The sequence below is a fragment of the Methylobacterium sp. genome (assembly GCF_019750675.1).
Lineage (GTDB): Bacteria > Pseudomonadota > Alphaproteobacteria > Rhizobiales > Beijerinckiaceae > Methylobacterium.
Window position 1 is genome coordinate 1 of record NZ_JAIEOF010000200.1, and the last position, 24,110, is coordinate 24,110.

Consider the following 24,110-nt stretch of genomic DNA (forward strand, 5'->3'; position numbering starts at 1 on the left):
CGTGGCCGCCGACAGGTCCACGATCTCGTAGCGGGCGAACGTGCCCTCGCTCGTCGAGACGTCCGCCCCCTCCACGACCGCGCTGGTCGTCGGACCCGCCGCCGGCAGGATCGACGAACAGCCCGACACCGCCAGGGCGGTGCAAAGGGCCAGAGGAAGTGCGCGCATGCAGGGTCGCCTGTCGGTTTCTCTCATTGGCTGCCTAGACCATTGCCGCAACCGTGTCCGTGGCGGTGGGGTCACACTTCGCCCGGGAGGGGCCAGGAACGGGAAACCATCCCCGCTACTCACCGCCGACCCGTGCGAGATTCACATTCGGGAGACGTCGAACATCGCCCCGAGATAAGCGTTCTCACCCTACGCAGATCTGGTATCTGTCGAGATCAGATTTCTCGACACCCCCGACTCCATGACATCGTCATTCGACTATACACCTCCGAGCCTTGCGGATGGGGTCCCCGGCGCAGTCCGGCGCAGACACGTCTTCTACGTTCCAGGCTATGATCCGGAGGGCAGCAGCCGCTACCGGATGCTGTTCGTCCGGGAACTGACGCGTTACGCGAAGCGCTTCGGCGAACCCAAGCCCAGCATCACCCGCGCCACGATGAACGCGGACGAGACGGTGCAGAGCTGGCGCGTGGCCGCGCAGCCCACGACCGGGGGCGCCGAGACCAGCTACGACGTGCTGCTCTGGGACGACATCGTCCGGAACGATTTCCGGCGCCTGCGCCTCGTCAGCGTCGCCCTCCTGGTGGTGGGCACGCTCCAGGCCATCACCTCCGGCATGATGGTCCGGTTCTACCGGCTGAACTGGAAGTACGGCAACGTCATCCTCTACCCCCTGCTGATGGTCGTGCTCCTCGCACTCTGCACCGTGGCCATCGCGGCCTTCGTGCATGCCCATCTCGGCACGGGCTTCGCGCACAGCCTCGGCTGGCCGCTCTGGGCCACGATCCCGGCCGGGCTCGTCATCGGCCTCGCCTGGGTGAAGGCGATGGAGGCGCTCCTCAACCGGATCTTCTTCTGGCAACTCCTGAACGACTGGGTCTTCAACTGGCAGCACGGTCGGGGCAGCCGCCCCGATTACGAGCGCCGCCTCGACCTCTTCGCGGACCACGTCCTCGCCCGCTGCACCGCCTTGGCGGAATCCGGGGACATCCCGGACGAGATCATGATCCTCGGACATTCCTCGGGCGCCCTGACGGCGGTGGAGGTGGCGGCCCGCGTGCTCGCGCGCGATCCCGACCTGGGACGCACCGCGCCGACGCTCGCCCTCGTCACCCTGGGCTCCGGCCTGCCGCTGGTGGCCCTGCAGCCGCGCGTCGATCGCCTGCGCGGCGAGATCGCGACCCTGGTGACGTCGCGCCGTCTCGTCTGGGTCGACTTCCAGGCGCCGCAGGACTGGATGAACTTCCCGGGCTTCAACCCCGTGAGGGACCTCGACCTAAATCTCCGGGGCCGGCCGGCGGCCAACCCCCTCGTGCGCTCGGCCCGATTCCGCGAGATCATCAGCGCGGAGACCTACATGAAGGTGCGCTGGCGGCCCTTCCGGATGCACTTCCAGTTCCTCCTCTCCAACGATCAACGGGGCTACTACGACTTCTTCGCGATGACGCTCGGCCCCCAGCGCCTGCGCGAGCGGGTGCTGAACCCCGTCCTGCCGGACCCCGGCCCCGCAATCCTCGCCTCCTGAGGCCGCGCCGCCGAATTCCGCCGCAAAGCCTGCTCAGGAGCAGGCTCGGCACAGGAGAGCGCGATGTCGTCAGCCTCGAATCCGGCGCCGGGCCGCAGGCCCGGCATCCTCGTGGTGATGGGGGTGTCGGGCTCCGGCAAGAGCACGGTGGCGGCCTGCCTCGCCGAGCGCCTCGGCTGGGTCTTCGTCGACGGGGACAGCCTCCACAGCCCGGAACACGTGGCCAAGATGCGGGCCGGGCATCCCCTCGACGACGACGACCGCGCCCCCTGGCTCGCCGCGATCGGCGCCTGGATCGACACGCGCCTGCAGGCGCGCGAGCCCGGCATCGTCGTCTGCTCGGCCCTGCGCCGGGCCTATCGCGACGTCCTCGTGCGGGGGCGCGAGGCGGTCCGGATCGTCTACCTCGAGGGCGACCGCGACCTGATCGACCGGCGCCTGGCGCTGCGCCGGGGGCACTTCATGCCGGCGGCCCTCCTCGACACCCAGTTCGCCATCCTGGAGCCGCCGGGGCCGGAGGAGAATGCGATCGCGGTGGGCATCGAAGGCACGCCCGAGGCCATCGCCGCAACGATCGCGGCCCGGGCGGGATTGGAGGAGGGCGCACAGGAGCCCCGAAATCCCGCATGAGCAACGCCCCCGCATGAGCACCCCGTCCCATCCGTCATCGGACACGGCCCCCGCCGATATCGCCCTGGTGATCTCGGACGTGGACGGCACCCTCGTCACCTCCGACAAGCGCCTGACGCCGGCCGCCCGGGCGGCCGTGCGCAGCCTGGGCGAGGCGGGCATCGCCTTCACCATCGCGTCGAGCCGGCCCCCCATCGGCCTCAAGCCACTGGCGGCGGAACTCGGCCTCACACTGCCCATGGGCGCCTTCAACGGCAGCACCCTGGTGGCCCCCGACCTCACCATCCTGTCGGAGACCCTGATCCCGGCCGAGGCCGCCCGCGCGGCGGCGCGCCTCTTCGCGGAGGCCGGCCTCGACATCTGGGTCTTCGCCGAGGGGCGCTGGAACCTCACCGATCCGCACGGCCCCTACACCGATCTCGAGCGCCGCACCCTGGTCACCGAGCCGCACGCCGTAAATGATCTCGCACCGCTCCTCGGCCGGGCCGCCAAGATCGTGGGGGTGAGCGCGGATGCGGGCCACCTCGCGGCCTGCGAGGCGCGGGTCGCCGCCGCGCTGGGCGCGGGGGCCGACGTCCACCGCTCGCAGGCCTACTACCTCGACGTGACGCCGCCGGGCGTCGGCAAAGCCGGCTTCGTCGACGCCATGAGCCGGCACCTCGGCATCCCGCCGTCCCGCATCGCCACCCTGGGCGACGCCGGCAACGACGTGCCGATGTTCGCGCGCAGCGGCTTCTCCGTGGCGATGGGCAACGCCGCCCCGGCGGTGCAGGCGGCGGCACGGGCGGTGACGGCCGGAAACGACGCGGACGGGTTCGCCAAGGCCATCGCAGAATTCATTTTGCGGCGCTGAGGCAGCGCGCCGACCGCCCTCCTCACAAATACCGGAGGGCGTTGAACCCGCTCGCGAATCGGCTCCGCTACAATCGGCACGCATGCCGCACACCTGTGCCATGTGCGCCACAGCACATGGGGAAACGGCCACGCTGACCCGGCCCGAGCCGCTTTCCGGCCGCAATTCGACCGGACCTTGGCCATCCAAGAAATAAGGTCGATCCGGGTCTCCGTATGAACCAGCGCCTCCTGCTCCTCGCCGTCGTGGCGGTCGCCGTGCCCTGCGGGGTTCTCGCGCCCGGCGAGGCGGCCGCGCAGGGTTCGGCGGCCCGGGACAACATCGACGCGCTGATCGAGCAGCAGGCCAAGGCCCAGGGCGTTCCGTCGAGCTTCGTCCACCAGGTCGTGAAGCGCGAGAGCAACTACAACCCGAACGCCAAGGGCGGCAGCGCCCTCGGCCTGATGCAGATCAAGCACGCCACCGCCAAGGGCCTCGGCTACCAGGGCGACGCGGCCGGGCTGTTCGATCCCCGCGTGAACCTGCGCTACGGCATCGCCTACCTGGCCGGCGCGTACCGTGCCGCCAAGGGCGACATCGCCCGCGCCTACGGCTTCTACAATCGCGGCTACTATTACGCCGCCAAGCGCCTCGGCATCGAGACCAGCGTCCCCGACGACATCGACGCGCCGAAATCCGGCGAGGCCTTCGGCAGCGTGTTCGCGCGCGCCGCCACGCCGTCGGTCGCCGCCGCCAACACCGCGCTCGCCTACGCTCCGAGCCCCGCCGCGAACGGCATACCGACGGACGCCGTGGCGGTGCCACTGCCGCCGCGCCGCCCCGCCTCCCTCGCGGGCCTCACCACAACGGAGGTGGCGGCCCTGGCCCCCGAGCCGGCTGCGATCGCCGCGACCCCGGCGATCAGCCCCAATCCCGGCCTGGCCCCGACCGTGGTTCAGACCGGCGCTCCGGTCGAGGCGGCCTTCGGCGAGACCATCGAGGTGCCGCTGCCGCCGCGTCGGCCCTCGGCCCTCGCCCTGGCCTCGGTCGGGCGGCCAATCGTCGCGAAGAAAGCGCCCGCGACCGGTACCATCCTCGAAGCCTCGGCCCTGCCGGTGCAGTAAGGGCGGGGTCTGCGCCTAATCCGGGACGGGGAAGCCACCCGAAACGGTCCGCCAGAGCGCGGCTGGACGCGCCTGACGGGCGGATTTCAGTGCGGCGCGCGCGTGCCCGGCTCCGGCGCCGCCAACCCCCGGAAAAGGTTTTCCACCGCTTCGATTGTCCGGAATGGCTTGCGTCGCGGCTTGCCTAGTCTCACATGGTGCAATGCGATGAACTGCAGTCAGGCCGGTCAGGCACGATCGCTGCAGCATCCGCGAGACGGGGCGCCTGCGGGACAACGGTGTGAACCGATGTTCCTCTGACAGGAGCCACGAACGTATTCAGGCACCATACTTCCAAGTATCGTTCGATTCTTGGAACAGAGCGCCTATTGTATTGCAACCGGCGCGCAGGTCCGACCACCTGGGCGCGCATCGAGGAAGCGGACGACGGCATGGCCGGCGCGGCAGAACAAGAATCGATCTTCCTGGCTGAGCTCGGCCGGAGGGTCCGTCACGCCCGGACCGTGCGCGGCCTGTCTCGCAAGCTCCTCTCGCAGACCTCGGGGCTCTCGGAGCGCTACATCGCGCAACTCGAGAGCGGACAGGGCAACGTCTCGATCATCCTGCTGCGCCGCGTCGCCAACGCGATGGGCGTTCGCCTCGACGACCTCATCGCCGGGCAGGATATCGGCCCGGACTGGCACGTGATCCGTGATCTCCTCGGCAACGCTTCGCCCGAGCAGGTCGCCCTGGCGAAGGGAATTCTGTCGGGGCAATCCTCGGCGAGCGGTGAGGTGCCGCAGCCGCGCGTCGCCGTGATCGGCCTGCGCGGGGCCGGCAAGTCGACCCTCGGGCGCCGGGTCGCCGACCGCCTGGGCTGGACCTTCGTGGAACTCAACGCCGAGATCGAGCGCGAGAACGCCCTCTCGGTGAAGGAGATCTTCGCGATCTACGGGCAGGAAGGCTACCGGCGGCTGGAGCAGGCGGCCCTGCGCCGCCTCACCGAGCATCCCGGCCCGCTGGTTCTCGCCACCAGCGGCGGCATCGTGGCCGAGCCTCTGACCTACGACCTGCTGCTCCAGGCCTTCTTCACGATCTGGCTGCGGGCCCGGCCCGAGGAGCACATGCAGCGGGTGCGCGACCAGGGCGACCTCGCGACCACCGGCGACCACCCGTCGGCGATGCAGGAGTTGCGCGCGGTCCTGGCCAGCCGCGAGCCGCTCTATGCCCGCGCCTCGTCGGTGGTCGACACCTCCGATGTCCCCGTCGAGGTGATGGTCGACCGCCTCGCCGAGGCGATCGAGGCCCGGTTCGGCGATCTCGACCAGCGCCGCCGCGCCTGACAATCGGCGCGCCTCCGCTCGGCCCGGATGCCACTCGGTCTTGATCGACCGCCCGAGGCACACCAAGCTACGGACATGCGACTCGGCGGTAATTCCGTCTGCCGGGGCCGACGACGACAGACGAACCATCCACCGGAACGCCGCGGGGCGGATGCGTCGTCCCGGCGACCACCCAGCGGGGGTCGTCGCGGGGCGGTCCACCTCCCGGCGCTTGAGAGGCCGGCCCAGAGGAGGCCCCGATGTCCGCCAGTGCATTCCCGGTCGCCGCGCAGGGGTCCGAGCCGCTCGCCGTCTGCGATCCGATCTGGGCGCGCCTGCGGGCCGAGGCCGAGGCGATCGTGCGGGAGGAACCGCAGCTCGCCTCCTTCATCGTGGCCACGATCCTCAACCACGCCTCCCTCGAGGGCGCGGTGGCGCACCGGGTCGCGGCCCGCCTCGGGCATGCCTCCCTGCCGGCCGAACTCGTCGCCCACGGCTTCCACGAGGCGATCGGCGCCGATCCGGACCTCGGCCGCGCCTTCCGGGCCGACATCGCGGCGGTGCTCGACCGCGACCCCGCCACCAGCCGGGCCATCGAGCCGGTCCTGTACTTCAAGGGCTTCCACGCGATCCAGGCGCATCGTCTCGCGCACTGGTACTGGGGGCAGGGCCGGCGCGACCTCGCCCTCTATCTCCAGAGCCGGTCGTCTGAGGTATTCCAGACCGACATCCATCCGCAGGCCCGGATCGGACGCGGCATCTTCCTCGACCACGCCACCGGCCTGGTGGTCGGCTCCACGGCGGTGATCGAGGACGACGTCTCGATCCTCCATGCCGTCACCCTCGGGGGCACCGGCAAGCAGGGCAGCGACCGCCATCCGAAGATTCGCCACGGCGTCATGATCGGGGCCGGGGCCAAGATCCTCGGCAACATCGAGGTGGGGGCCTGCGCGCGCATCGCCGCCGGCTCCGTGGTGCTGCGCGCGGTTCCCGCCAACACCACCGTGGTCGGCGTGCCGGCCCGCGTGGTGGGCACCGCCGGCTGCGCCGAGCCGTCGCGGGCCATGGACCAGCTCGTGGCCATGGATCAGTTCATCCACATGGCCGAGGGCATCTGACGGCGCTCAGGGCTCGGGACTCGGCCCCGCTTGCCCATCCCCCGATGGCGTGGCAAGCGGGGGCCAGCCCGGCCCAAGGCCGCGCCCGGCCGAGCCCCGCGGCATGCCGCGCGCCGTCCTGTGCGCCGGAGGCCCCGATCCCAACGCGAGAGGCGATCAGCGTGAACAAGACCGACATTGCGAAGGTGCAGGACTACCTCCGCCGCACCTTCGCCAACACCAACATCCGCCTCGTTCCCCGCCCCAAGAAGGACGATTCGGCCGAGGTCTATATCGGCGAGGAGTTCCTGGGCGTTGTCTCGGTGGACGACGAGGACGGCGACCGTTCGTTCAACTTCGCCATGGCGATCCTGGACATCGACCTCGAGGATTAGGGGCTTCGCCTGCCGGATCGACGGGTCCGCCGCACGCCCCTGCGACGCAGGACCCTGTGCGCGGATTTAACCCTGACGGCAGGAAACCCTTAACGTTTCGTAAACGACGCGGCACAGTGCGCTCCACATCGTTCTCGATGCTGGAGCGTTCGCGTCATGACTCTCAGCCCCTCGGCCATCGAATCCCTTCAGACCCTCTGCGTCGGCCTCGCCCTGTCGGGCCTGCTCGCGAGTGCGTTCGAACTCTTCACCGCGCGCCGCGCCAGCTTCAGCCTGCTCGAGCGCGGCGGCGTCACGGCCGTGGCGGCCCTGCCCATGCTCGCCTTCGGGGCGCCCTTCATCATCCTGCGCAACACCGTTCGCGGGCGGCGCTTCGAGCGGCGACCGATCCCCTTCGTGATGATCGCCACGATCATCGCCTGCGGCTGGAGCCTGATGTCAGGGCGCATCGCCCTCGACCTCGCGCACCTGATCACGGGCCTCTGAAAGACCCGTGATCCCCGGCTCGGGCCGCCGCCGTCAGCGGTTGGCGGTGGCCACCGGCGAGGCGCCGGCGTTGAGGGTGACCCAGGCGAGACCGTCCTGGCCCTCGCGCTTGATGAAGGTGTAGCCGGTGGCGGGGGCCGAGAGCACGGCGTTGGTCTTGTTGTCGAGGATGAGGTCCCCCCGGTCGGTGCGGACCATCAGCACCGCGTGCCCCTCGCCGATATCGTCGATCACCACCGTCATCCGCAGGGCCCGGCGCGGCAATCCGCGTTCCACTAGCATCCGGCGCTTGAGGAGCTGGTAATCCTCGCAATCGCCGAAACCGTCGTCGGGATAATCCCAGCGGTCCACCACGCCCCAGTGGGCGAGATCGGTGATCGGCTTGATCCGGGCATTCACCCGGCGGTTGACGCGGGCGAGCAGGTCGCGGATGCGCGGCGTCAGGGTGATGGCGGCGGGCTCGCTCGTGTCGACCGCGCACTCGGCCGGCATCCGGGCGCACAGCGCGGTCCAGGCCGCGACCGGGCGGGCGGACGGCCCCGCATCGACCCGCGGGGCTTCGGGCAGGGCGGCGACGGTCTGCGCCTCCGTGGTGGCGCCCCCGAGGAGCAGGATCGAGCCCACCAGGGAGAACTGAACCGCGCGACCGATCCGTCGCCACAGGACCCGGCGCCCCCAGCCCGGCGGGAGCCCATCACCACTTCGCAGAATCGCGTGCCGCATGCCGGTCGCCCTGCCGTCCCTCGTGAGACGACGAAGTTTGCACGGGAGCGGCCGAGGCTCAATCGGAAAGTTAAACCCTCGTTAACCCGCGAGCGCAGGAGAAGGTTCCGCGTGACGATGTGGTTTTCGTGTCATCGTCGCGGGACGGCACGGGGCATCGCTCCCGCTCGCGCCTGCGCGGCATCCGCGCCGGGGCGGCCAACCGTCAGCGGTTGGCGGTCGTGACCGGCGAGGTGACACCACCAAGCGAGACCCATGCCACCGTCTCGGCCGATTCGCGCTTGATGAAGACGTAGCCGGTCCGGTGCCAGGCCAGCACATCGCCGACCTTGTTGTCGAGCACGAAGTCGCCCCGGTCGGTGATCAGGGTGAGCACGGCATGGCCCTCGCCCTTCTCGTCGATGACCACGGTCATGCGCATCGCCCGGCGCGGCAGGCCGGCTTCGGCCAGGAGCTTACGCTTGAGGAGCTGATAATCCTCGCAGTCGCCGGCCCCGTCCTCGGCCAGGTCCCAGCGGTCCGGCACGCCCCAGTGATCCATGTCGGTGAGGGGGCGCAGCGTACGGTTCACCCGGCGGTTCACCGCCGCGATGGTGGCCCAGGTGGCGGGGGTGAGGGTGATGCGCGGGGCCTCGTTGAGGTCGATGGCGCACTCGGCGGCGTAGCGCTGGCAGAAGGCGGACCAGGCGGCCAGGGGCTTGGCCTCGTGCAGGGGCTGCGCCGAGGGGGTCGGCGAGGGCAAGGACTGCATGGGCAGGCCGGCCAGGGTCTGCGCCTGGCTCGGGCTCACAGTCGCGGCCAGGGCTGCGAGAAGTGCCAGCGCGATCGTCTTCGTCCTGCCCATGGCGGCGTCCTCAAGTCCAACGCCGTCATCGTGCCGCCACGGAGCCTGTCCCGCGCTGAAGTCGATCCGCGCAATTTTATCGATCCGGCGCGGGCCGGCGCCTCTCGCGCGCCAGGCCGAACGCCGTCTCACGGCGATGTCGCCAACCCGCGCGATTCCCCCAAGGGTCCGGTAACCATCCCGTGCCGGGTGCGATGCGGCGCTCCGCCGTGACACCCGGGGGCGCCCTTGCTATGCCCCTCCGATCCGGGCTGGCGGGCGAGCCGGCGGGGTCAAGACCCGCACCAAGACCCCGCCCAGCCCCTGAAGCGGATTCGTCGTGCCATGAACATCTTCGCCACCTTCGAGGGCCGCGTCCGCGCGGCCGTGCAGGGCCTCATCCGGTCCGGGCAACTGCCCGAGGGACTCGACCTCGCCCGCGTGGTGGTGGAGCCGCCCCGCGACGCCAGCCATGGCGATCTCGCCACCAACGCCGCCCTGGTGCTGGCCAAGGAGGCGAAGACCAACCCGAAGGCCCTCGGCGAGACCCTGGCGGCCGCCCTGCGCGCCGACCCCGACGTGGTGGAGGCGCAGGTGGCCGGCCCCGGCTTCATCAACCTGCGGCTGGCCCCGGGGACGTTCCATGCCGTGGTGCGGGCCGCCCTCGTGCAAGGCGAGGCCTACGGCCGGGGCACGATGCCGAGCGGCGCTTCGCCGGCGGGCCGCGTCAACATCGAGTACGTCTCGGCCAACCCCACCGGCCCGATGCATGTGGGCCACGGGCGCGGCGCGGTATTCGGCGACGCCCTCGCCAACCTCCTGGTGGCGGCCGGGCGCGACGTGACGCGCGAATACTACATCAACGACGCCGGCGCGCAGGTCGACGTGCTCGCCCGCTCGGCCTTCCTGCGCTACCGCGAGGCGCTCGGCGAGCCCGTCGGCCCGGTGCCGGAGGGACTCTACCCGGGCGACTACCTCGTGCCCGTGGGCCGGGCCCTCGCCGAGGCCCATGGCCGCGCTCTCCTCGACCAGCCGGAGGCGGAATGGCTCCCGCCGGTCCGGGCCTTCGCCATCGACGCGATGATGGACCTGATCCGGGCAGACCTCGCGCGTCTGGGCATCCACCACGACGTGTTCTTCTCGGAAGCCACCCTGAAGGAAGCGGTGCCCGTTCTCCTCGCCGAACTCCGAGGGAAGGGGCTCGTCTACGAGGGGCGCCTGCCGCCGCCCAAGGGCCAGCTCCCCGAGGATTGGGAGGACCGCGAGCAGACGCTGTTCCGCACCGTGGAGTTCGGCGACGACGTCGACCGGCCCCTGCTCAAGTCGGACGGCTCCTTCACCTACTTCGCCTCCGACATCGCCTACCACCGGGACAAGATCGCGCGGGGCGCCACCGACCTCATCGACGTGCTGGGCGCCGACCATGGCGGCTACGTCAAGCGCATGCAGGCCGCCGTGAAGGCGGTGAGCGACGGGCACGCCACCCTCGACGTGAAGCTCTGCCAGCTGGTGCGGCTGCTGCGCGCGGGCGAGCCCGTGAAGATGTCCAAGCGCGCGGGCGAGTTCATCACCCTGCGGGAGGTCGTCGACGAGGTCGGCCGCGACGCGATCCGCTTCATGATGCTCTACCGGAAGAACGACGCCACCCTGGATTTCGACCTCGCCAAGGTGGTGGAGCAGTCGAAGGAGAACCCGGTCTTCTACGTGCAGTACGCCCATGCGCGCTGCGTCTCGGTGTTCCGCCAGGCCGCGCAGGCGATGCCGGGCGAGGACCTCTCGCGGGACGGCCTGCTCGCCGAGGCCGACCTTGCGCTTCTCACCGACCCGGGCGAGATCGAGATCATGCGGCTCGTCGCGCAATACCCGCGCGTCATCGAGGCCGCGGCGGGCGCGCACGAACCGCATCGCGTGGCGTTCTACCTCTACGAACTCGCAAGCTCGCTCCACGGTTTGTGGAACAAGGGCAAAGACTTGCCGCAATTACGGTTTATTAATCCTGATGACCGAAACTCCACTCGGGCTCGATTGGCCCTCGTTGAGGCTTTGCGGGGCGTTGTCGCCTCCGGCCTCGCGGTGTTGGGCGTCACCGCGCCGGACGAAATGCGGTGAGGTGATCTCGGCGTGAAGAGGGATGCTGGCATGACGACGAACGCTTCGCGAGCGACAGTCGATTTCGACGCTTTCGCGCGGGATCTGCAGCAGCCCCAGGCGCCGGTTCAGCCCCAGGTTCAGCCCGCGGCCGGCGAGGCCGCTCCCAAGGCCGATCCGCTGGCCGAGCTCGCCCGGATCGTCGGGCAGGACGATCCGTTCCGGGCTCTGCTCCAGGCCCGCGACGCCCAGGTCGCCGGGCGGACCCGCGTCGAGCCGAGCTTCGGTGAGGCGCCGGCCCAGCCCTACGCGCCGCAGACCTACGCCCAGCAGCCCGCGCCGCAGGCGGGCTCGAACGCCGATGCCTTCGACCAGTATCTCGCCTCCGTCGATCACGGCGCCTACCGCGATCCCCAGGAGCCCTACCCGGATGCGAACGCCGCCGAGTTCGCGCCCAACGATGCCGACGACCGGGCCCGCCCCCTGGAGCGGCCGCGCCAGCGCAGCCGCCTCGTCTCGGTGGGGGCCGGCCTCGGCGTCCTCGCCCTCTGCGTCACCGGAGCCCTCGCCTGGCGCGGCCTGCACGGGAGCACCGGCGGTTCCGGCGGTGTCCCGACCATCATGGCCGACACCGCGCCCCTGAAGATCGCGCCGCAGAAGGCGGACGGCGTCGAGATTCCGGACCAGAACAAGCAGATCTACGACCGCACCGCCAAGGACGGCCAGATCCGCATCGTCAACCGCGAGGAGCAGCCCCTCGACGTGGCCCAGGCCGCCCGCGCGGCGCTGGGCTCGGCAGAGGGCGGCGCCACCCCGGGCAGCGCCGCGCAGGCCCCTCAGGCCCAAGCCCAGCAGGGCGGCGGCCTCACCGATTCCCTCGGGGAGCCCCGTCGGGTCCGCACCGTCTCGGTGAAGCCCGATACGCCGCCCCCGCCGCCCCAGCGCGAGGCCCCGGCGGAAGCGACCGCGACGCCCGCCTCCGTGATCCCGACCATGACCCTGCCGGGCGCCGCCGCAGACGGCGCGCCCGCCAGCGCCTCCCTGCGCCAGCGCGCCGCCCGGCTTCCGCCGCCGGTCGCCACCACGCCGGTGGCGGAGGCACCCGCCCCGACCCAGGCCGAGCCCGCCCAGGCCCCGCGCCCCAAGGCCCCCCAGCGCGTCGCCGCCGTGGCGCCGGAATCGACCTCGGCCATCGCGAGCCCGCCCCCCGCGGCGACGGCGCCCGCCAGCGCCGGAGGCGGTTACGTCGTCCAGCTCGGCGTGCGCACCAGCGAGAGCGAGGCCCAGGCCGCCTTCCGTCAGATGCAGGGCAAGTACAGCCAGCTCTCCGGCCAGCCCGCCCTGATCCGCCAGGCCGAGGTCAACGGCAAGACGATCTACCGCGTCCGAGTCGGCCCCCTCGGCAAGACCGAGGCGGCCAGCCTGTGCACCCAGCTTCAGGGCGCGGGCGGCCAGTGCTTCGTGGCCAAAAACTGACACCGGACTAAACTGACCCCGGACTAAACTGACCCCAGACCGAGGGCGGCCCCTCCGGTCCGGTCAGCGGTGACGGGACGCGGGATTCGCGTTCCGTCACGATGCCCGTGGCGCTGCCCCGATCCGGACGGCCCTGTGGCCCCGGAGCCACGCGCCCGCCCTTGCGTACGCCTCCATCTCGTCCGACCATTTTCCGGCCCCATCCGGCGGTGATGCCGGTGCCGTCGAATCGATGTCTCGAGTTTCTCTTCCGGCTCCCCCGAGCCGGCTCCGGTCCATCCCCGAGGACGCGTCCACCGCCATGACCTCCCGTGCCCTGATCCTCGGTTGCGCCGGCAAGACACTCTCAGGCCAGGAGGCCGCGTTCTTCCGGGACGTGGCGCCGTGGGGCTTCATCCTGTTCAAGCGCAACATCGGCACGCCGGACGAGGTCCGGGCGCTCACCGACGCCCTGCGGGCCACGGTGGGCCGGGCGGACGCCCCGATCCTGATCGACCAGGAAGGCGGCCGGGTGCAGCGCATGGGGCCGCCGCACTGGCCGGCCTACCCGGCCGGGCGTCGCTTCGGCGGCCTCAACGGTTCGGCCGCGGCCATCGCGCATCTCGGCGCCCGGCTGATGGCCCACGATCTCGCCAGCGTCGGCATCAACGTCGACTGCGCCCCCGTCCTCGACGTGCCGGTGGCCGGCGCCCACGACGTGATCGGCGACCGCGCCTACGACACCGCCCCCGGCCGGGTGGCCGAGATCGGCCGGGCCGTGGCCGAGGGCCTCATGCAGGGCGGCGTGCTGCCGGTGATGAAGCACATTCCCGGGCACGGCCGCGCTGCTTGCGACAGCCACAAGGGGCTGCCCGTGGTGGAGGCGAGCCTGGAGGCGCTGAGCGCCCAGGATTTCGTCCCCTTCCGGGCGCTGGCCGACCTGCCCATGGCCATGAGCGCCCACGTGGTGCTCACGGCGCTCGATCCCGTCCACCCGGCGACGCAGTCGGCCCGCGTGATCCGCGACGTCATCCGCGGCGCCATCGGTTTCGACGGCCTGCTGATGACCGACGACCTCTCGATGCACGCCCTCCAGGGGACGTTCCGCGCCCGCACCGAAGCCTGCTTTTCCGCCGGCATCGACGTCGGCCTGCACTGCAACGGCGACGCGGACGAGATGCGCGGCGTCGCCGAGGGGGCCCCGGTCCTGGCTGGCGCAGCCCTGCGCCGGGCCGAGGCCGCCCTGGCGCGCCTGCCCGCCGGCCCCGACGCCTTCGACGTGCACGAGGCCCGGGCCCGCTTCGCCGCGGCCCTGTCCCTCGCCGCCTGAAAGCGCGGGCCCGGATCAGGCGACAAAGGCGCGCGGCTGGTCTATGACCTGGAGGCGGGCCGCGAACTTGCATGCCCGCGCTGCGGCGATCGGAACGGAGCGCGCGTCACCCGCACTTCTTGTGCTCGGGGTGCCCGATCCTTAGGTTCGCCCACAATCGACACACGAGACGGCGCCGCGCAGCGTTCGGGCTGCGGCGCGGGAGGTTGCCATGGGCAGCATGAGTATCTGGCACTGGATCATCGTCGCCGGCATCGTGATGCTGCTGTTCGGCGGCAAGATCTCGGACCTGATGGGCGACGTCGCCAAGGGCATCAAGGCCTTCAAGAAGGGCATGGCCGAGGACGAGACGCCGGCCACCACCGCCGTGCCGCCGCCGAGCGCGGGCGAGCCGGTGCGCACGCTCCCCCACCAGGGCGAGCCCGCCACCGCCAACACGGTCTCGGCCAACACGGTCTCGGCCGACCGCAAGGTCGTCTGACCCGCGCGTCGTCGAAGGGAGGCGCATGCGGCCACGCGGGTCTGGCGGAATCCGCCGTGACCTGCCATGGCCTGCGCGCCGTTGATGGACAGCGCGCGGTCGCGGGACAGTCGACACCATGTTTGACATGAGTTGGGGCGAGGTGATGCTGATCGGCGGCGTCGCCCTCATCGTCATCGGCCCGAAGGACCTGCCCAAGGCCCTGCGCACGGTCGGGCAGATCACCGGCAAGATGCGCCGCATGGCCGGCGAGTTCCAGTCGCAGTTCAACGAGGCGATCCGGGAGGCCGAGTTCGACGAGATCCGCCGCGAGGTGGACGGCGTCAAGAAATCGGCCGGCACGATGGGGCCGACCTTCAACCCGGTCCAGACCATTCGCGACGAACTGAAGGGTGCCGTCGACGGACGCACCGCCACGAAGACGACGCCCTCGCCGACGCAAGGGCTCGCCAACGTCGCCGAGCAACTCGCCCCCGAACCCACGATCCAGGCGCCCGCGCAGCCGGAATCTCCGCCGCAGGAGTCCCAGCCACATGGCCCCGTGCCGGAGGCGCCCTCCCACCCGGCGACCCACACCTGGAGCGGCGATCCGCTGACGTCTCCGCCCCCCACCGAGCCGCCGCATGCCGCGCCCCCGCGTCCCGAGGCAGCGGCCAAACCCGAGCTTGATTCCGGCCGATGAGCACCGAGACCGACGACGCCGAGATCGAAGCCTCGCGGGCCCCGCTCCTCGACCACCTCATCGAACTCCGCTCGCGGCTGATCAAGTCGCTGGCCGCCTTCGTGGTGATGTTCTTCGGGTGCTTCTTCTTCTCACGGCACATCTACAACGTGCTGGTCTACCCCTACGTCTCGGTGGTGGGGGTCGAGAACGCCAAGCTGATCGCGACGCACTTCCTCGAGCAGGTGTTCACCAACATAAAGCTCAGCGTGTTCGGCGCGGGTTTCCTCGCGTTTCCGGTCATCGCCACCCAGGTCTACGCCTTCGTGGCCCCGGGCCTCTACCGCAACGAGCGCCAGGCCTTCCTGCCCTATCTCGTGGCGACACCGGTGTTCTTCGTGCTGGGCGCCCTGGTGGTGTTCTTCCTGGCGATGCCGCTGCTGATCCAGTTCTCGGTCTCGCTGCAGCAGATTGGACAGCCGGGGGAGGCGACCATCGCCCTCCTGCCGAAGGTGGACGAGTACCTCTCGCTCATCATGACGCTGATCTTCGCCTTCGGCATCGCCTTCCAGCTGCCGGTGATCCTGACGCTCCTCGGGCAGATCGGCGTCATCGACACCGCGTTCCTGCGCGAGAAGCGCCGCTACGCCATCGTCCTCGTCTTCGTGGCCGCCGCCATTCTGACGCCGCCGGACGTGATCTCGCAGCTCTCGCTGGCGATCCCCATGCTGCTCCTCTACGAGGCCTCGATCTTCTCGGTGGCCCGCGTCGAGCGCCGCCGCAAGGCCCAGCGGGCGGCCGAGGGGCTGGAGCCGTAAGGCCCCGGCTCCCTTACGAGGCTTCGGCCCGGAGCGGCGCCACGGGCGCGGCCGGGTCACGCCAGCGGTTCAGCTCGGCATCGATCGCCCCTTGGGTGCCCCGCATGAACTCGGCGCCGCTCAGGCCCGGGGGCAGGGGGGCGAGGTAACTCACCGTCACGGCGCCGGGGCTGTGGCGGGCCCCCCCATGGGGCCAGTACAGGCCGGAATTCACCGCCACGGGCAACACCGGGAGGCCGAGCTTGGCGTAGAGCAGCTCGACGCCGCGCTTGAACTGGACCGGCTCGGCGATGCCGCCGCGCGTGCCCTCGGGAAACATCAGCACCGAGCGGCCCTGCGCGATCGCCGCGCGGCTCTCGTCGATCATCACCCGCAGGGCCTGGGTGCCGTTGGCCCGATCGATGATGATCATCGGCGAGCGGCGCAGGAACCAGCCCACGATCGGGATCGCCACGAGTTCGCGCTTGGCCACGATCGCGACGTTGGGCACCAGCACGAGGAAGGCCAGGGTCTCCCAGGCCGACTGGTGGTTGGCCACGATGAGGCAGGGCTCGGACGGGATGCGCTCGCGGCCCTCCTCCACGTAGGTGAGCCCGACGATGCCCTTGAGGCCGAACAGGATGCCGCGCGACCACAGGCGGGTGAAGGCGCGGATGGGCCGGGGCGGCGCGCCCAGGAGGGCGAGCACGGCCAGCGGCATGATGAACAGGCCGGTCCAGCCGGCCCAGTAGGCGTTGAAGAGCCCGGAACGGATGCGCGACACGGGGTGGTTCCCTCGATCTCGCTCAAGCCGCCCGACCCGGCACGGATCGGGGCGCCTGAGCGTGGCATTTCATCGGCGACGGCGGCGGCGATCCGGTCTATGCCGGCCCGCCGCCGCCGAGGCGCGACCGTTCCTTTAAACCTTTTCCCGATCCACGCGAGCCGAACCCCGTGCGCCTGACCGTCACCACCTGGAACATCAACTCGGTGCGCCTGCGCATCGACTCGGTCCTGCGCTTCCTGGCCGAGGCCCGGCCCGACGTGCTCTGCCTGCAGGAGACGAAGTGTCCGGATGACGCGTTTCCCCTCAAGGCCCTGCGGGGCTCGGGCTACGAGAACGTCGTGTTCGCGGGGCAGAAGGGCTATAACGGCGTCGCCATCCTGTCGCGCTTTCCGCTCCTCGGGCGGGAGGTGATGGCGTTCTGCGAGCGCCAGGACGCGCGCCACATCTCGGCGGTGCTGGGGCCGGAGGCCGGCAAGGCCGCCGGGATCATGCTGCACGATTTTTACGTCCCGGCCGGCGGCGACGTGCCCGACCGCGACAGCAACCCGAAATTCGCGCACAAGCTCGATTTCCTGGCGGATCTGCGAGCCTGGGGCGGGCGCCGCGTCAGCGGCCCGGCGATCCTGGTCGGCGACCTCAACGTGGCGCCGCTCGAGCACGACGTCTGGTCGCACAAGCAGCTCCTCGACGTGGTGAGCCACACCCCCGTCGAGACGGAAGCGCTCGAGACCCTGCGGGGCGAGGCGGGCTGGATCGACAGCGCCCGCCTGCTCGTGCCCGAACCCGAGAAGATCTATACGTGGTGGAGCTACCGCTCGCCGGACTGGTCCGCCGCCAACAAGGGCCGGCGCCTCGACCATGCCTGGGTCTCGCCCGACCTCGCCGGCACGGTCCGCGACGTCACCGTGGCCCGGCACGCGCGCGGCTGGGAGCGCCCCTCCGACCACGCGCCGGTGACGCTGACCCTGGACCTGTAGGCGGGCGCCGGCCCGAAACCTCAGGCCCTGAAGTAGGCGAGCAGATCCGGGTTGATCACGTCCGCATGGGTCGTGCACATCCCGTGCGGGAAGCCCTCGTAGGTCTTCAGCGTACCGTGCTTCAGGAGCGGGTGCGCCAGCAGGGCCGAATCGGCGATCGGCACGATCTGGTCGTCGGTGCCGTGCATCACCAGCACCGGCACGTCGATGGCCTTGAGATCCTCCGTGAAGTCGGTCTCCGAGAACGCCGCGATGCAGTCGTACTGCGCCTTGGCGCCGCCCATCATGCCCTGGCGCCACCAATTGTCGATCACGCCCTGCGACACCGCGGCGCCCGCCCGGTTGAATCCGTAGAACGGGCCGGCCGGCACGTCGCGGTAGAACTGCGCCCGGTTGGCCGCCAGCGCCGCGCGAAAGCCGTCGAAGACCTCGAGCGGCAGGCCGCCGGGATTCGCCTCGGACCTCACCATCACGGGGGTGACCGCGCCGATCAGCGCCGCCTTGGCGACCCGGCCCGCCTCGGCGCGGGCGACGTAACGCGCGACCTCGCCGCCGCCGGTGGAGTGGCCCACATGGATGGCGCCCCTGAGGTCGAGGGCGGCGGCGAGCGCGACGACGTCGGCCGCGTAGGTGTCCATCGCGTTGCCGGTGGCGGTCTGCGAGGAGCGGCCGTGGCCGCGGCGGTCATGGGCGATCACGCGGTAGCCCTGGCCGAGGAAGAACAGCATCTGGCTGTCCCAGTCGTCGGAACTCAGCGGCCAGCCGTGATGGAAGACGATGGGTTGCGCCTCCTTCGGGCCCCAGTCCTTGAAGAAGATCTCGGTGCCGTCCTTGACGGTGATCGTTCCCATTGCGGCGCTCCCTGGCTTGCGCTGACGACGGATGACCTCGGGCCGGGCGGCATCTGCTTGCCGCTGACTTAGGTATACCTTCGACGGCAGCGGAGAGACACGGCCGGCCCTGCTGAAATCCCGGGCATCCTGCCCGCTTGCACGACAGCCCGCCCGGCGGGCCGAGCCCGGGCCGCATCCGCTGTCACCGGCCGGTCATGCGCGGGGCGTAGGGGCGGCGTCCATCATCCCCGAGGGACAGCCCGAGAGCCCGCATGAATTCCGCAGCACGGGCGGTCCGCCGCGAGACCAGCCTCGGCCTGACCCAGGCCGTGCATCGCAGCCGGGCGCTCTCCCGCGCCGGCCTGTCCGAGCGGCTGTTCACCCTGGCCTTCAGCGGGCTGGTCTATCCCCAGATCTGGGAGGACCCGGCGGTCGATCTGGAGGCCCTCGCGCTGGGGCCGCAGGACCACGTCGTCGCCATCGCGTCGGGCAGCTGCAACGTGCTGTCCTACCTGACGGCCGATCCGGCGCGGATCAGCGCGGTCGACCTCAACGGCGCGCACATCGCCCTGGGGCGCCTCAAGCTCGCGGCCCTGACCCGGCTTCCCGACGCGGCGGCCTACCTGCGCTTCTTCGGACGCGCCGACTCCCCCGCCAACGTGGCGGCCTACGACGCGCGGATCGCGCCCCACCTCGACGCGGCCGCGCGCGCCTACTGGGAGGCCCGGCGCCTCGACGGGCGCCGGCGCATCGTGGCCTTCTCGGAGAACATCTTCCGGCACGGCCTCCTCGGGCGCTTCATCGGGACCGGGCACCGGCTGGCGCGGCTCTACGGCTGCGACCTCTCCGCCGTCCTCGCGGCGCGGACCCTGGCCGAGCAGCGCGTCTTGTTCGACGCGCACGTGGCGCCGCTGTTCGAGAAGCGCCTCGTGCGCTGGCTGATCCGGCGGCCCGCCTCCCTCTACGGGCTCGGGATCCCGCCGGCCCAGTACACGGCGCTGGCCCAGGACCATCCCGGCGGCATGATCGACGCCCTGCGCCACCGCCTGGAGCGCCTCGCCTGCGACTTCGACCTGCGCGAAAACTACTTCGCCTGGCAGGCCTTCGGCCGGGGCTACGCGCCGGGCCCCGACGCCGCCCTGCCGCCCTACCTGCAGCCGCGCCACTTCGAGGCCCTGCGGGCACGGGCCGGGCGGGTGAGCTACCGGCAGCAATCGATGACGGCGTTCCTGGCCGCGAGCCCCGATGCCAGCGCCGACGCCTACGTGCTCCTCGACGCGCAGGACTGGATGAGCGACGCCGACCTGACCGCCCTGTGGACCGAGATCACCCGTACCGCCCGGCCGGGTGCACGGGTCATCTTCCGCACAGCCGCCGACGAGCGCTGCCTGCCCGGCCGGGTGCCGGAGGCGATCCTGGGTGCCTGGGATTATGCCGAGGCCGAGAGCCGCGCGGGTCAGTCCCGCGACCGCTCGGCGATCTACGGCGGCTTCCACCTCTACCGCCTGCGTGCCGCGTGAGCGGGGCCGCGTGAGCGACGCCGCGCAGGCGATGGACCGGATGTACCGGCACCAGCGCCACCTCTACGACGCCAGCCGGAAGTTCTACCTCCTCGGGCGCGACCGGGCGATCGCGGAGCTCGCCGTGCCGCCGGGCGGCGCCGTGCTGGAGATCGGCTGCGGCACCGGCCGCAACCTCGTGCGCATCGCGCGCACCTATCCGGAGGCAGCCTGCCACGGCCTCGACGTCTCGGCGGCGATGCTCGACACCGCAGCCGGCAGCGTTTCCCGCGCCAGGCTCGAGCCTCGCATCCGCCTCGCGCGCGGGGACGCCACTGCCTTCGATCCGCAGGCCCTGTTCGGGCGGGCGACCTTCGACCGGATCGTGATCTCCTATGCCCTGTCGATGATCCCGCCCTGGGAGCGGGTGCTGGCCGAGGCCGCCGGGCACCTCGCGCCGGGCGGAGAGCTCCACGTGGTGGATTTCGGCGGCCAGGCCGGGCTGCCGTGGCCGGCTCGCGCGCTCCTCAACCGCTGGCTCGCCGCCTTCTCGGTGACGCCGCGCGCGACCCTGCCGCAGGTGGTCGCGCGCGTCGCCTCGGCCGTAGGCGGGCGGGCGCGGGTGCGGCAGCGCTTGCGAGGCTACTGCGTGCACGCGGTGATCGCGCGCTGAGGCGTGCCACCGGCCGCAGATTGATTCAGCCCGCTCCGGAACGCCCGGCCCCGGCCCCGCATTGGGTTTTCGACGCGGCGGCCCTCGTGCCGCCCACCCCAACCGGAGATTTCCCCATGCGCAAGCTCCTCGTCGCCTTCCTGCTCCCGAAGCTCGTCTCCTACCTGCGCCGCCGCTATTCCGGCCGTCCGAGCCCGCGCCACTATTCGTAAGCGTCAGCGCGCCGGAGCCTCATCGAGGCCCGGCGCGCCCATCCGGCGCAGCCGCGCCGCCCTTCGGCCGTAGCCGAAGTAGATCGCCAGACCGACGGCGAGCCATAACGCGAGACGCAGCCAGGTGTCGCCGGGCAGACCGAGCATGAGGCCGAGGCAGGACAGGATGCCGAGGACCGGCACCACCGGCATGCCCGGGACCCGGAAGGGGCGGGGACGCGCCGGATCGATGCGGCGCAGCACCAGCACGGCGGTGCAGATCACCATGAAGGCGAAGAGGGTGCCGATGCTCACCAGTTCGCCGAGAAGATCGATCGGCACCAGCCCGGCCACCAGGGCCGTCACCGCGCCGATGGTGACCTGGCTGATCGCTGGCGTGCGGAAACGCGGATGCAGCCGCGCGAAGGCCGGCGGCAGCAGGCCGTCGCGCGCCATGGCGTAGAAGATCCGGGCCTGCCCGTAGAGGGCGGCCAGCGCCGCCGTGGTCAGGCCGAGGATCGCCCCGATCTTGATCGCCACCGAGAAGGCGCCGAGCCCGATCACCTCCACCGCCCTGGCGATGGGATCGGGCACGTCCAGCGCCCGGTAGGGGACGAGGCCGGTGAGCACCGCCGCCACCGCCACGTAGAGCACCGTGCTGACGCCGAGCGATCCCAGGAGGCCGATCGGCGCGTCGCGCTGCGGATTGCGCGCCTCGCCCGCCGCCGTCGAGATCGTCTCGAAGCCGATGAAGGCGAAGAACACCACGCCCGCCCCGCGCAGGACCCCGCTCCAGCCGAAATCACCGAAAGCACCGGTGTTTTCCGGCACCAGGGGCGACCACAGGCGCGGGTCCACGTGAACGGCGCCGATGCAGACGAAGCTCACGATGATCGCGACCTTGATCGCCACCATCACGGCGTTCACCCGGGTCGATGCGCGGTTGCCGCGGACCAGCAGCAGGGTCAGCACGCCGATGATGGCCGCCGCTGGCAGGTCGAACCACGCGGTGGCGCCGCCGGACAGGGCGGTGAAGGGGGCCGCCGTGAGGGCCGGGGGCAGGTGCAGGCCGACTTGGCCGAGGAGCGAGCGGACGTAGCCCGACCAGCCCACCGCCACGGTGGCGGCGCTCATGGCGTATTCGAGGACGAGGTCCCAGCCGATGATCCAGGCGCAGGCCTCGCCCAGGGTCGCGGTGGCGTAGGTGTAGGTGCTGCCGGGCGCGGGCACCATCGCGGCGAGTTCGGCGTAGCACAGCGCCACGAACCCGGAGGCGATGCCGCCGAGGACGAAGGACAGGGTCAGGCCCGGCCCGGCATAGTTCGCCGCCGCCGTGCCGGTGAGGACGAAGATGCCCGCCCCGATGGTCGCCCCGACGCCCAGGGCCACGAGATCGAAGGCCGAGAGGGCGCGCGGCAGGCGTGCGTCCTCGCCGCCCTCGGCGTCGGCCGCCAGGATGTCGGCGACGGATTTGCGCGTGGAGAGGCTGTCGCCCGTCATCGGCCGGACCTTCGCGGGGCGGTGGATCGCGCATCGCGCGGGGCAAATCGCGCGCCAGGGGAGCGCGCCCCGAGCGGCAACCTGCCCGTGTTGTCAGGGCGGCACCCCTCTGGTAGGAAATCGGCCAGCATCAAGAGTTGGGGCGTTCCCTGACGCCAACCTGCCCGCCCGGGCAAGGTGGCACCCTCCGGCATCCGGCGGGGATGTGGCCGGACCGGCAACCAATCGGGCTTCGCCATATTTCCTCTCCGTCGGTCGCCGCGCTCCTGATGCGGACCCTGGCCAGACGAGAGCGACCATGCCCCCCGAGCCCCAGCAATTCGCGAGCGACAATTACGCCGGCATCTGCCCCGAGGCCTGGGGCGCGATGGAGGCGGCCAACCGGGGCTCGGTGCCGGCCTATGGCGAGGACCCGTGGACGAAGCGGGCGGCCGACGCGTTCCGGACCCTGTTCGAGACGGACGCCGCGGAGGTGTTCTTCGCCTTCAACGGCACCGCCGCCAACGCGCTGGCATTGGCCTCCCTGTGTCAGTCCTACCACAGCGTCATCTGCTCGGCCTCGGCCCATGTCGAGACCGACGAGTGTGGCGCGCCCGAGTTCTTCTCCAACGGCTCGAAGCTCCTCGTGGTGGCGAGCCCCGACGGCAAGCTGAATCCGGCCCTGATCCGGAGCGTCGCCACGGGGCGCTCGGACATCCATTTCCCCAAGCCCCGGGTGGTGACGATCACCCAGCCCACCGAGACGGGGCAACTCTACAGCCTGGCCGAGATCGGCGCGATCGCCGAGACCTGCCGGGAGCTCGGCCTGCGCCTGCACATGGACGGGGCGCGCTTCGCCAATGCCTGCGCCAGCCTCGGCTGCAGCCCCGCCGAGATGACCTGGAAGGCGGGCGTCGACCTCCTCTGCTTCGGCGGCACCAAGAACGGCATGGCGGCGGGCGAGGCGATCCTGTTCTTCGAGGCCGCATTGGCCGAGGATTTCGGCTATCGCTGCAAGCAGGCGGGACAGCTCGCCTCGAAGATGCGCTTCCTCTCGGCCCCCTGGGTCGGCGTGCTCGAGGGCGGCGCCTGGCTGGCCCACGCGGCCCACGCCAATGCCTGCGCGCGCCGCCTCGCCGCCGCCGTGGCGGACGTCCCCGCCTTCACGCTGATGTTCCCGGTGGAGGCCAACGCGGTCTTCCTACGGGCCGCGCCGGAGCATCTCGAGGCCCTGCGGGCGCGGGGCTGGCGCTTCTACACCTTCATCGGCGGAGGCGCCCGCTTCATGTTCGCCTGGGATTCGGACCCGGCCCGGATCGACGCCCTGGCCCACGACATCCGGGCGGTGGCCGGCACCGAGTCCGCTGCGGCCTGAACCACTCTCCCGGGCACCGGCGCGGGACCGCGACACCCCGAGGGCTGGCATCCCACCCCGTTTCGTGTATGGTCCGCGCCGCTCCGACCCGTGCGAACGGGGCCGGGGCACAAGCTGCTTGTGGGCCTGACCGTGCTGGACGACATCCCGGCACCGGCCTTCCATGAGCGCGGCGCGGTTCTCGCGACGAGGCCGCCCTTCCCGAAAACCCGTACCGAAAGGCACTGCGATGTCGATCACGGCAGAGCGCAAGACCGCGCTCATCAAGGAATACGCGACCGGCGGCAAGGACACCGGTTCTCCGGAGGTCCAGGTGGCGATCCTCACCGAGCGGATCACCAACCTCACCGGCCACTTCAAGACCCACGGCAAGGACAACC

The 24,110-nt window shown here is 71.3% G+C and carries 24 protein-coding genes, 1 pseudogene and 1 riboswitch; of the genes and pseudogenes, 19 read left to right on the forward strand and 6 right to left on the reverse strand.

What is annotated here, in order from left to right:
- Positions 1–168: pseudogene (locus tag K2X24_RS10510) on the reverse strand (sugar transporter); the annotation flags it as partial.
- 241 nt (positions 169–409) lie between these two features.
- Here K2X24_RS10510 and K2X24_RS10515 point away from each other — a divergent pair.
- The 8 genes from K2X24_RS10515 (at position 410) to K2X24_RS10550 (ending at position 7,558) form a co-directional block, all read left to right on the forward strand.
- Positions 410–1,693: an alpha/beta hydrolase gene (locus K2X24_RS10515; protein ID WP_292497613.1), complete on the forward strand. Its 1,284-nt coding sequence runs from the start codon at positions 410–412 to the stop codon at positions 1,691–1,693.
- A 63-nt stretch (positions 1,694–1,756) separates the two neighbouring features.
- On the forward strand, positions 1,757–2,323 hold the full coding sequence (locus K2X24_RS10520) for a gluconokinase (protein ID WP_292497615.1): 567 nt from the start codon (positions 1,757–1,759) through the stop codon (positions 2,321–2,323).
- 13 nt (positions 2,324–2,336) lie between these two features.
- On the forward strand, positions 2,337–3,176 hold the full coding sequence (locus K2X24_RS10525) for a Cof-type HAD-IIB family hydrolase (RefSeq protein WP_292497618.1): 840 nt from the start codon (positions 2,337–2,339) through the stop codon (positions 3,174–3,176).
- A gap of 215 nt (positions 3,177–3,391) precedes the next feature.
- Positions 3,392–4,279 carry a lytic transglycosylase domain-containing protein gene (locus K2X24_RS10530; RefSeq protein ID WP_292497619.1) on the forward strand — a complete coding sequence of 296 codons (888 nt, stop codon included), beginning with the start codon at positions 3,392–3,394 and terminating at the stop codon, positions 4,277–4,279.
- 410 nt (positions 4,280–4,689) lie between these two features.
- On the forward strand, positions 4,690–5,601 hold the full coding sequence (locus tag K2X24_RS10535) for a helix-turn-helix transcriptional regulator (RefSeq protein WP_292497655.1): 912 nt from the start codon (positions 4,690–4,692) through the stop codon (positions 5,599–5,601).
- Positions 5,602–5,840: 239 nt separating this feature from the next.
- Positions 5,841–6,698 carry a serine O-acetyltransferase gene (cysE, locus tag K2X24_RS10540; protein WP_292497622.1) on the forward strand — a complete coding sequence of 286 codons (858 nt, stop codon included), beginning with the start codon at positions 5,841–5,843 and terminating at the stop codon, positions 6,696–6,698.
- Between the two features lie 161 nt (positions 6,699–6,859).
- Positions 6,860–7,072: a DUF3126 family protein gene (locus tag K2X24_RS10545; RefSeq protein ID WP_238246304.1), complete on the forward strand. Its 213-nt coding sequence runs from the start codon at positions 6,860–6,862 to the stop codon at positions 7,070–7,072.
- A 156-nt stretch (positions 7,073–7,228) separates the two neighbouring features.
- Complete coding sequence (locus tag K2X24_RS10550) at positions 7,229–7,558, forward strand: hypothetical protein (RefSeq protein WP_238280310.1); 330 nt, start codon at positions 7,229–7,231, stop codon at positions 7,556–7,558.
- A 33-nt stretch (positions 7,559–7,591) separates the two neighbouring features.
- Here K2X24_RS10550 and K2X24_RS10555 read toward each other — a convergent pair whose 3' ends face one another.
- Both K2X24_RS10555 and K2X24_RS10560 read right to left on the reverse strand, forming a co-directional pair.
- The gene (locus tag K2X24_RS10555; protein ID WP_292497627.1) at positions 7,592–8,281 is read right to left on the reverse strand and encodes a transglutaminase-like cysteine peptidase; all 690 of its coding nucleotides are present in this window, start codon (positions 8,279–8,281) and stop codon (positions 7,592–7,594) included.
- Between the two features lie 205 nt (positions 8,282–8,486).
- Positions 8,487–9,125 carry a transglutaminase-like cysteine peptidase gene (locus tag K2X24_RS10560; protein WP_292497629.1) on the reverse strand — a complete coding sequence of 213 codons (639 nt, stop codon included), beginning with the start codon at positions 9,123–9,125 and terminating at the stop codon, positions 8,487–8,489.
- A 324-nt stretch (positions 9,126–9,449) separates the two neighbouring features.
- On the opposite strand from K2X24_RS10560, the gene argS reads away from it, so the two are divergent.
- From argS to tatC, 6 genes are all read left to right on the forward strand, one after another.
- Positions 9,450–11,213, forward strand: coding sequence for an arginine--tRNA ligase (argS, locus tag K2X24_RS10565; RefSeq protein WP_292497631.1), 1,764 nt, complete (start codon positions 9,450–9,452; stop codon positions 11,211–11,213).
- A gap of 30 nt (positions 11,214–11,243) precedes the next feature.
- Positions 11,244–12,668, forward strand: a complete 1,425-nt coding sequence (locus tag K2X24_RS10570; protein WP_292497634.1) for an SPOR domain-containing protein — start codon at positions 11,244–11,246, stop codon at positions 12,666–12,668.
- 301 nt (positions 12,669–12,969) lie between these two features.
- A complete protein-coding gene (gene nagZ, locus K2X24_RS10575) occupies positions 12,970–13,977 on the forward strand; it encodes a beta-N-acetylhexosaminidase (protein ID WP_292497636.1) in 1,008 nt (335 codons plus the stop codon).
- A gap of 211 nt (positions 13,978–14,188) precedes the next feature.
- Positions 14,189–14,458 (forward strand): twin-arginine translocase TatA/TatE family subunit, encoded by a 270-nt coding sequence (locus K2X24_RS10580; protein WP_292497638.1) that lies wholly within the window; start codon positions 14,189–14,191, stop codon positions 14,456–14,458.
- Positions 14,459–14,576: 118 nt separating this feature from the next.
- Positions 14,577–15,140: a Sec-independent protein translocase protein TatB gene (gene tatB / locus K2X24_RS10585; RefSeq protein WP_292497640.1), complete on the forward strand. Its 564-nt coding sequence runs from the start codon at positions 14,577–14,579 to the stop codon at positions 15,138–15,140.
- Positions 15,137–15,937 carry a twin-arginine translocase subunit TatC gene (tatC, locus tag K2X24_RS10590; protein ID WP_238280302.1) on the forward strand — a complete coding sequence of 267 codons (801 nt, stop codon included), beginning with the start codon at positions 15,137–15,139 and terminating at the stop codon, positions 15,935–15,937. The genes tatB and tatC overlap by 4 nt, the downstream gene beginning before the upstream one ends.
- Before the next feature lie 13 nt (positions 15,938–15,950).
- Here the strand turns inward: tatC and K2X24_RS10595 are convergent, their stop codons facing one another.
- Positions 15,951–16,700: a 1-acyl-sn-glycerol-3-phosphate acyltransferase gene (locus K2X24_RS10595; RefSeq protein WP_292497643.1), complete on the reverse strand. Its 750-nt coding sequence runs from the start codon at positions 16,698–16,700 to the stop codon at positions 15,951–15,953.
- 170 nt (positions 16,701–16,870) lie between these two features.
- Between K2X24_RS10595 and xth the strand changes: the two genes are divergently transcribed.
- Positions 16,871–17,680, forward strand: a complete 810-nt coding sequence (gene xth, locus K2X24_RS10600; RefSeq protein ID WP_292497646.1) for an exodeoxyribonuclease III — start codon at positions 16,871–16,873, stop codon at positions 17,678–17,680.
- Positions 17,681–17,700: 20 nt separating this feature from the next.
- Here the strand turns inward: xth and K2X24_RS10605 are convergent, their stop codons facing one another.
- Positions 17,701–18,531: an alpha/beta hydrolase gene (locus K2X24_RS10605; RefSeq protein WP_292497648.1), complete on the reverse strand. Its 831-nt coding sequence runs from the start codon at positions 18,529–18,531 to the stop codon at positions 17,701–17,703.
- 254 nt (positions 18,532–18,785) lie between these two features.
- Between K2X24_RS10605 and K2X24_RS10610 the strand changes: the two genes are divergently transcribed.
- Together K2X24_RS10610 and K2X24_RS10615 are read left to right on the forward strand one after the other, a co-directional pair.
- The gene (locus tag K2X24_RS10610; RefSeq protein ID WP_292497650.1) at positions 18,786–20,033 is read left to right on the forward strand and encodes a DUF3419 family protein; all 1,248 of its coding nucleotides are present in this window, start codon (positions 18,786–18,788) and stop codon (positions 20,031–20,033) included.
- A gap of 10 nt (positions 20,034–20,043) precedes the next feature.
- Positions 20,044–20,685 carry a class I SAM-dependent methyltransferase gene (locus K2X24_RS10615; RefSeq protein ID WP_366934478.1) on the forward strand — a complete coding sequence of 214 codons (642 nt, stop codon included), beginning with the start codon at positions 20,044–20,046 and terminating at the stop codon, positions 20,683–20,685.
- A 215-nt stretch (positions 20,686–20,900) separates the two neighbouring features.
- On the opposite strand, the gene K2X24_RS10620 is transcribed toward K2X24_RS10615, so the two are convergent.
- Positions 20,901–22,376 carry an amino acid permease gene (locus tag K2X24_RS10620; protein ID WP_292497652.1) on the reverse strand — a complete coding sequence of 492 codons (1,476 nt, stop codon included), beginning with the start codon at positions 22,374–22,376 and terminating at the stop codon, positions 20,901–20,903.
- Between the two features lie 122 nt (positions 22,377–22,498).
- A riboswitch (SAM-I-IV-variant riboswitch) is annotated at positions 22,499–22,611 on the forward strand.
- A gap of 63 nt (positions 22,612–22,674) precedes the next feature.
- Here K2X24_RS10620 and K2X24_RS10625 point away from each other — a divergent pair.
- Together K2X24_RS10625 and K2X24_RS10630 are read left to right on the forward strand one after the other, a co-directional pair.
- Positions 22,675–23,730 (forward strand): low specificity L-threonine aldolase, encoded by a 1,056-nt coding sequence (locus tag K2X24_RS10625; protein WP_292497653.1) that lies wholly within the window; start codon positions 22,675–22,677, stop codon positions 23,728–23,730.
- A gap of 229 nt (positions 23,731–23,959) precedes the next feature.
- Positions 23,960–24,110, forward strand: a 151-nt coding sequence (locus K2X24_RS10630; protein ID WP_292497659.1) for a 30S ribosomal protein S15, incomplete at its 3' end; no start/stop codon positions are given.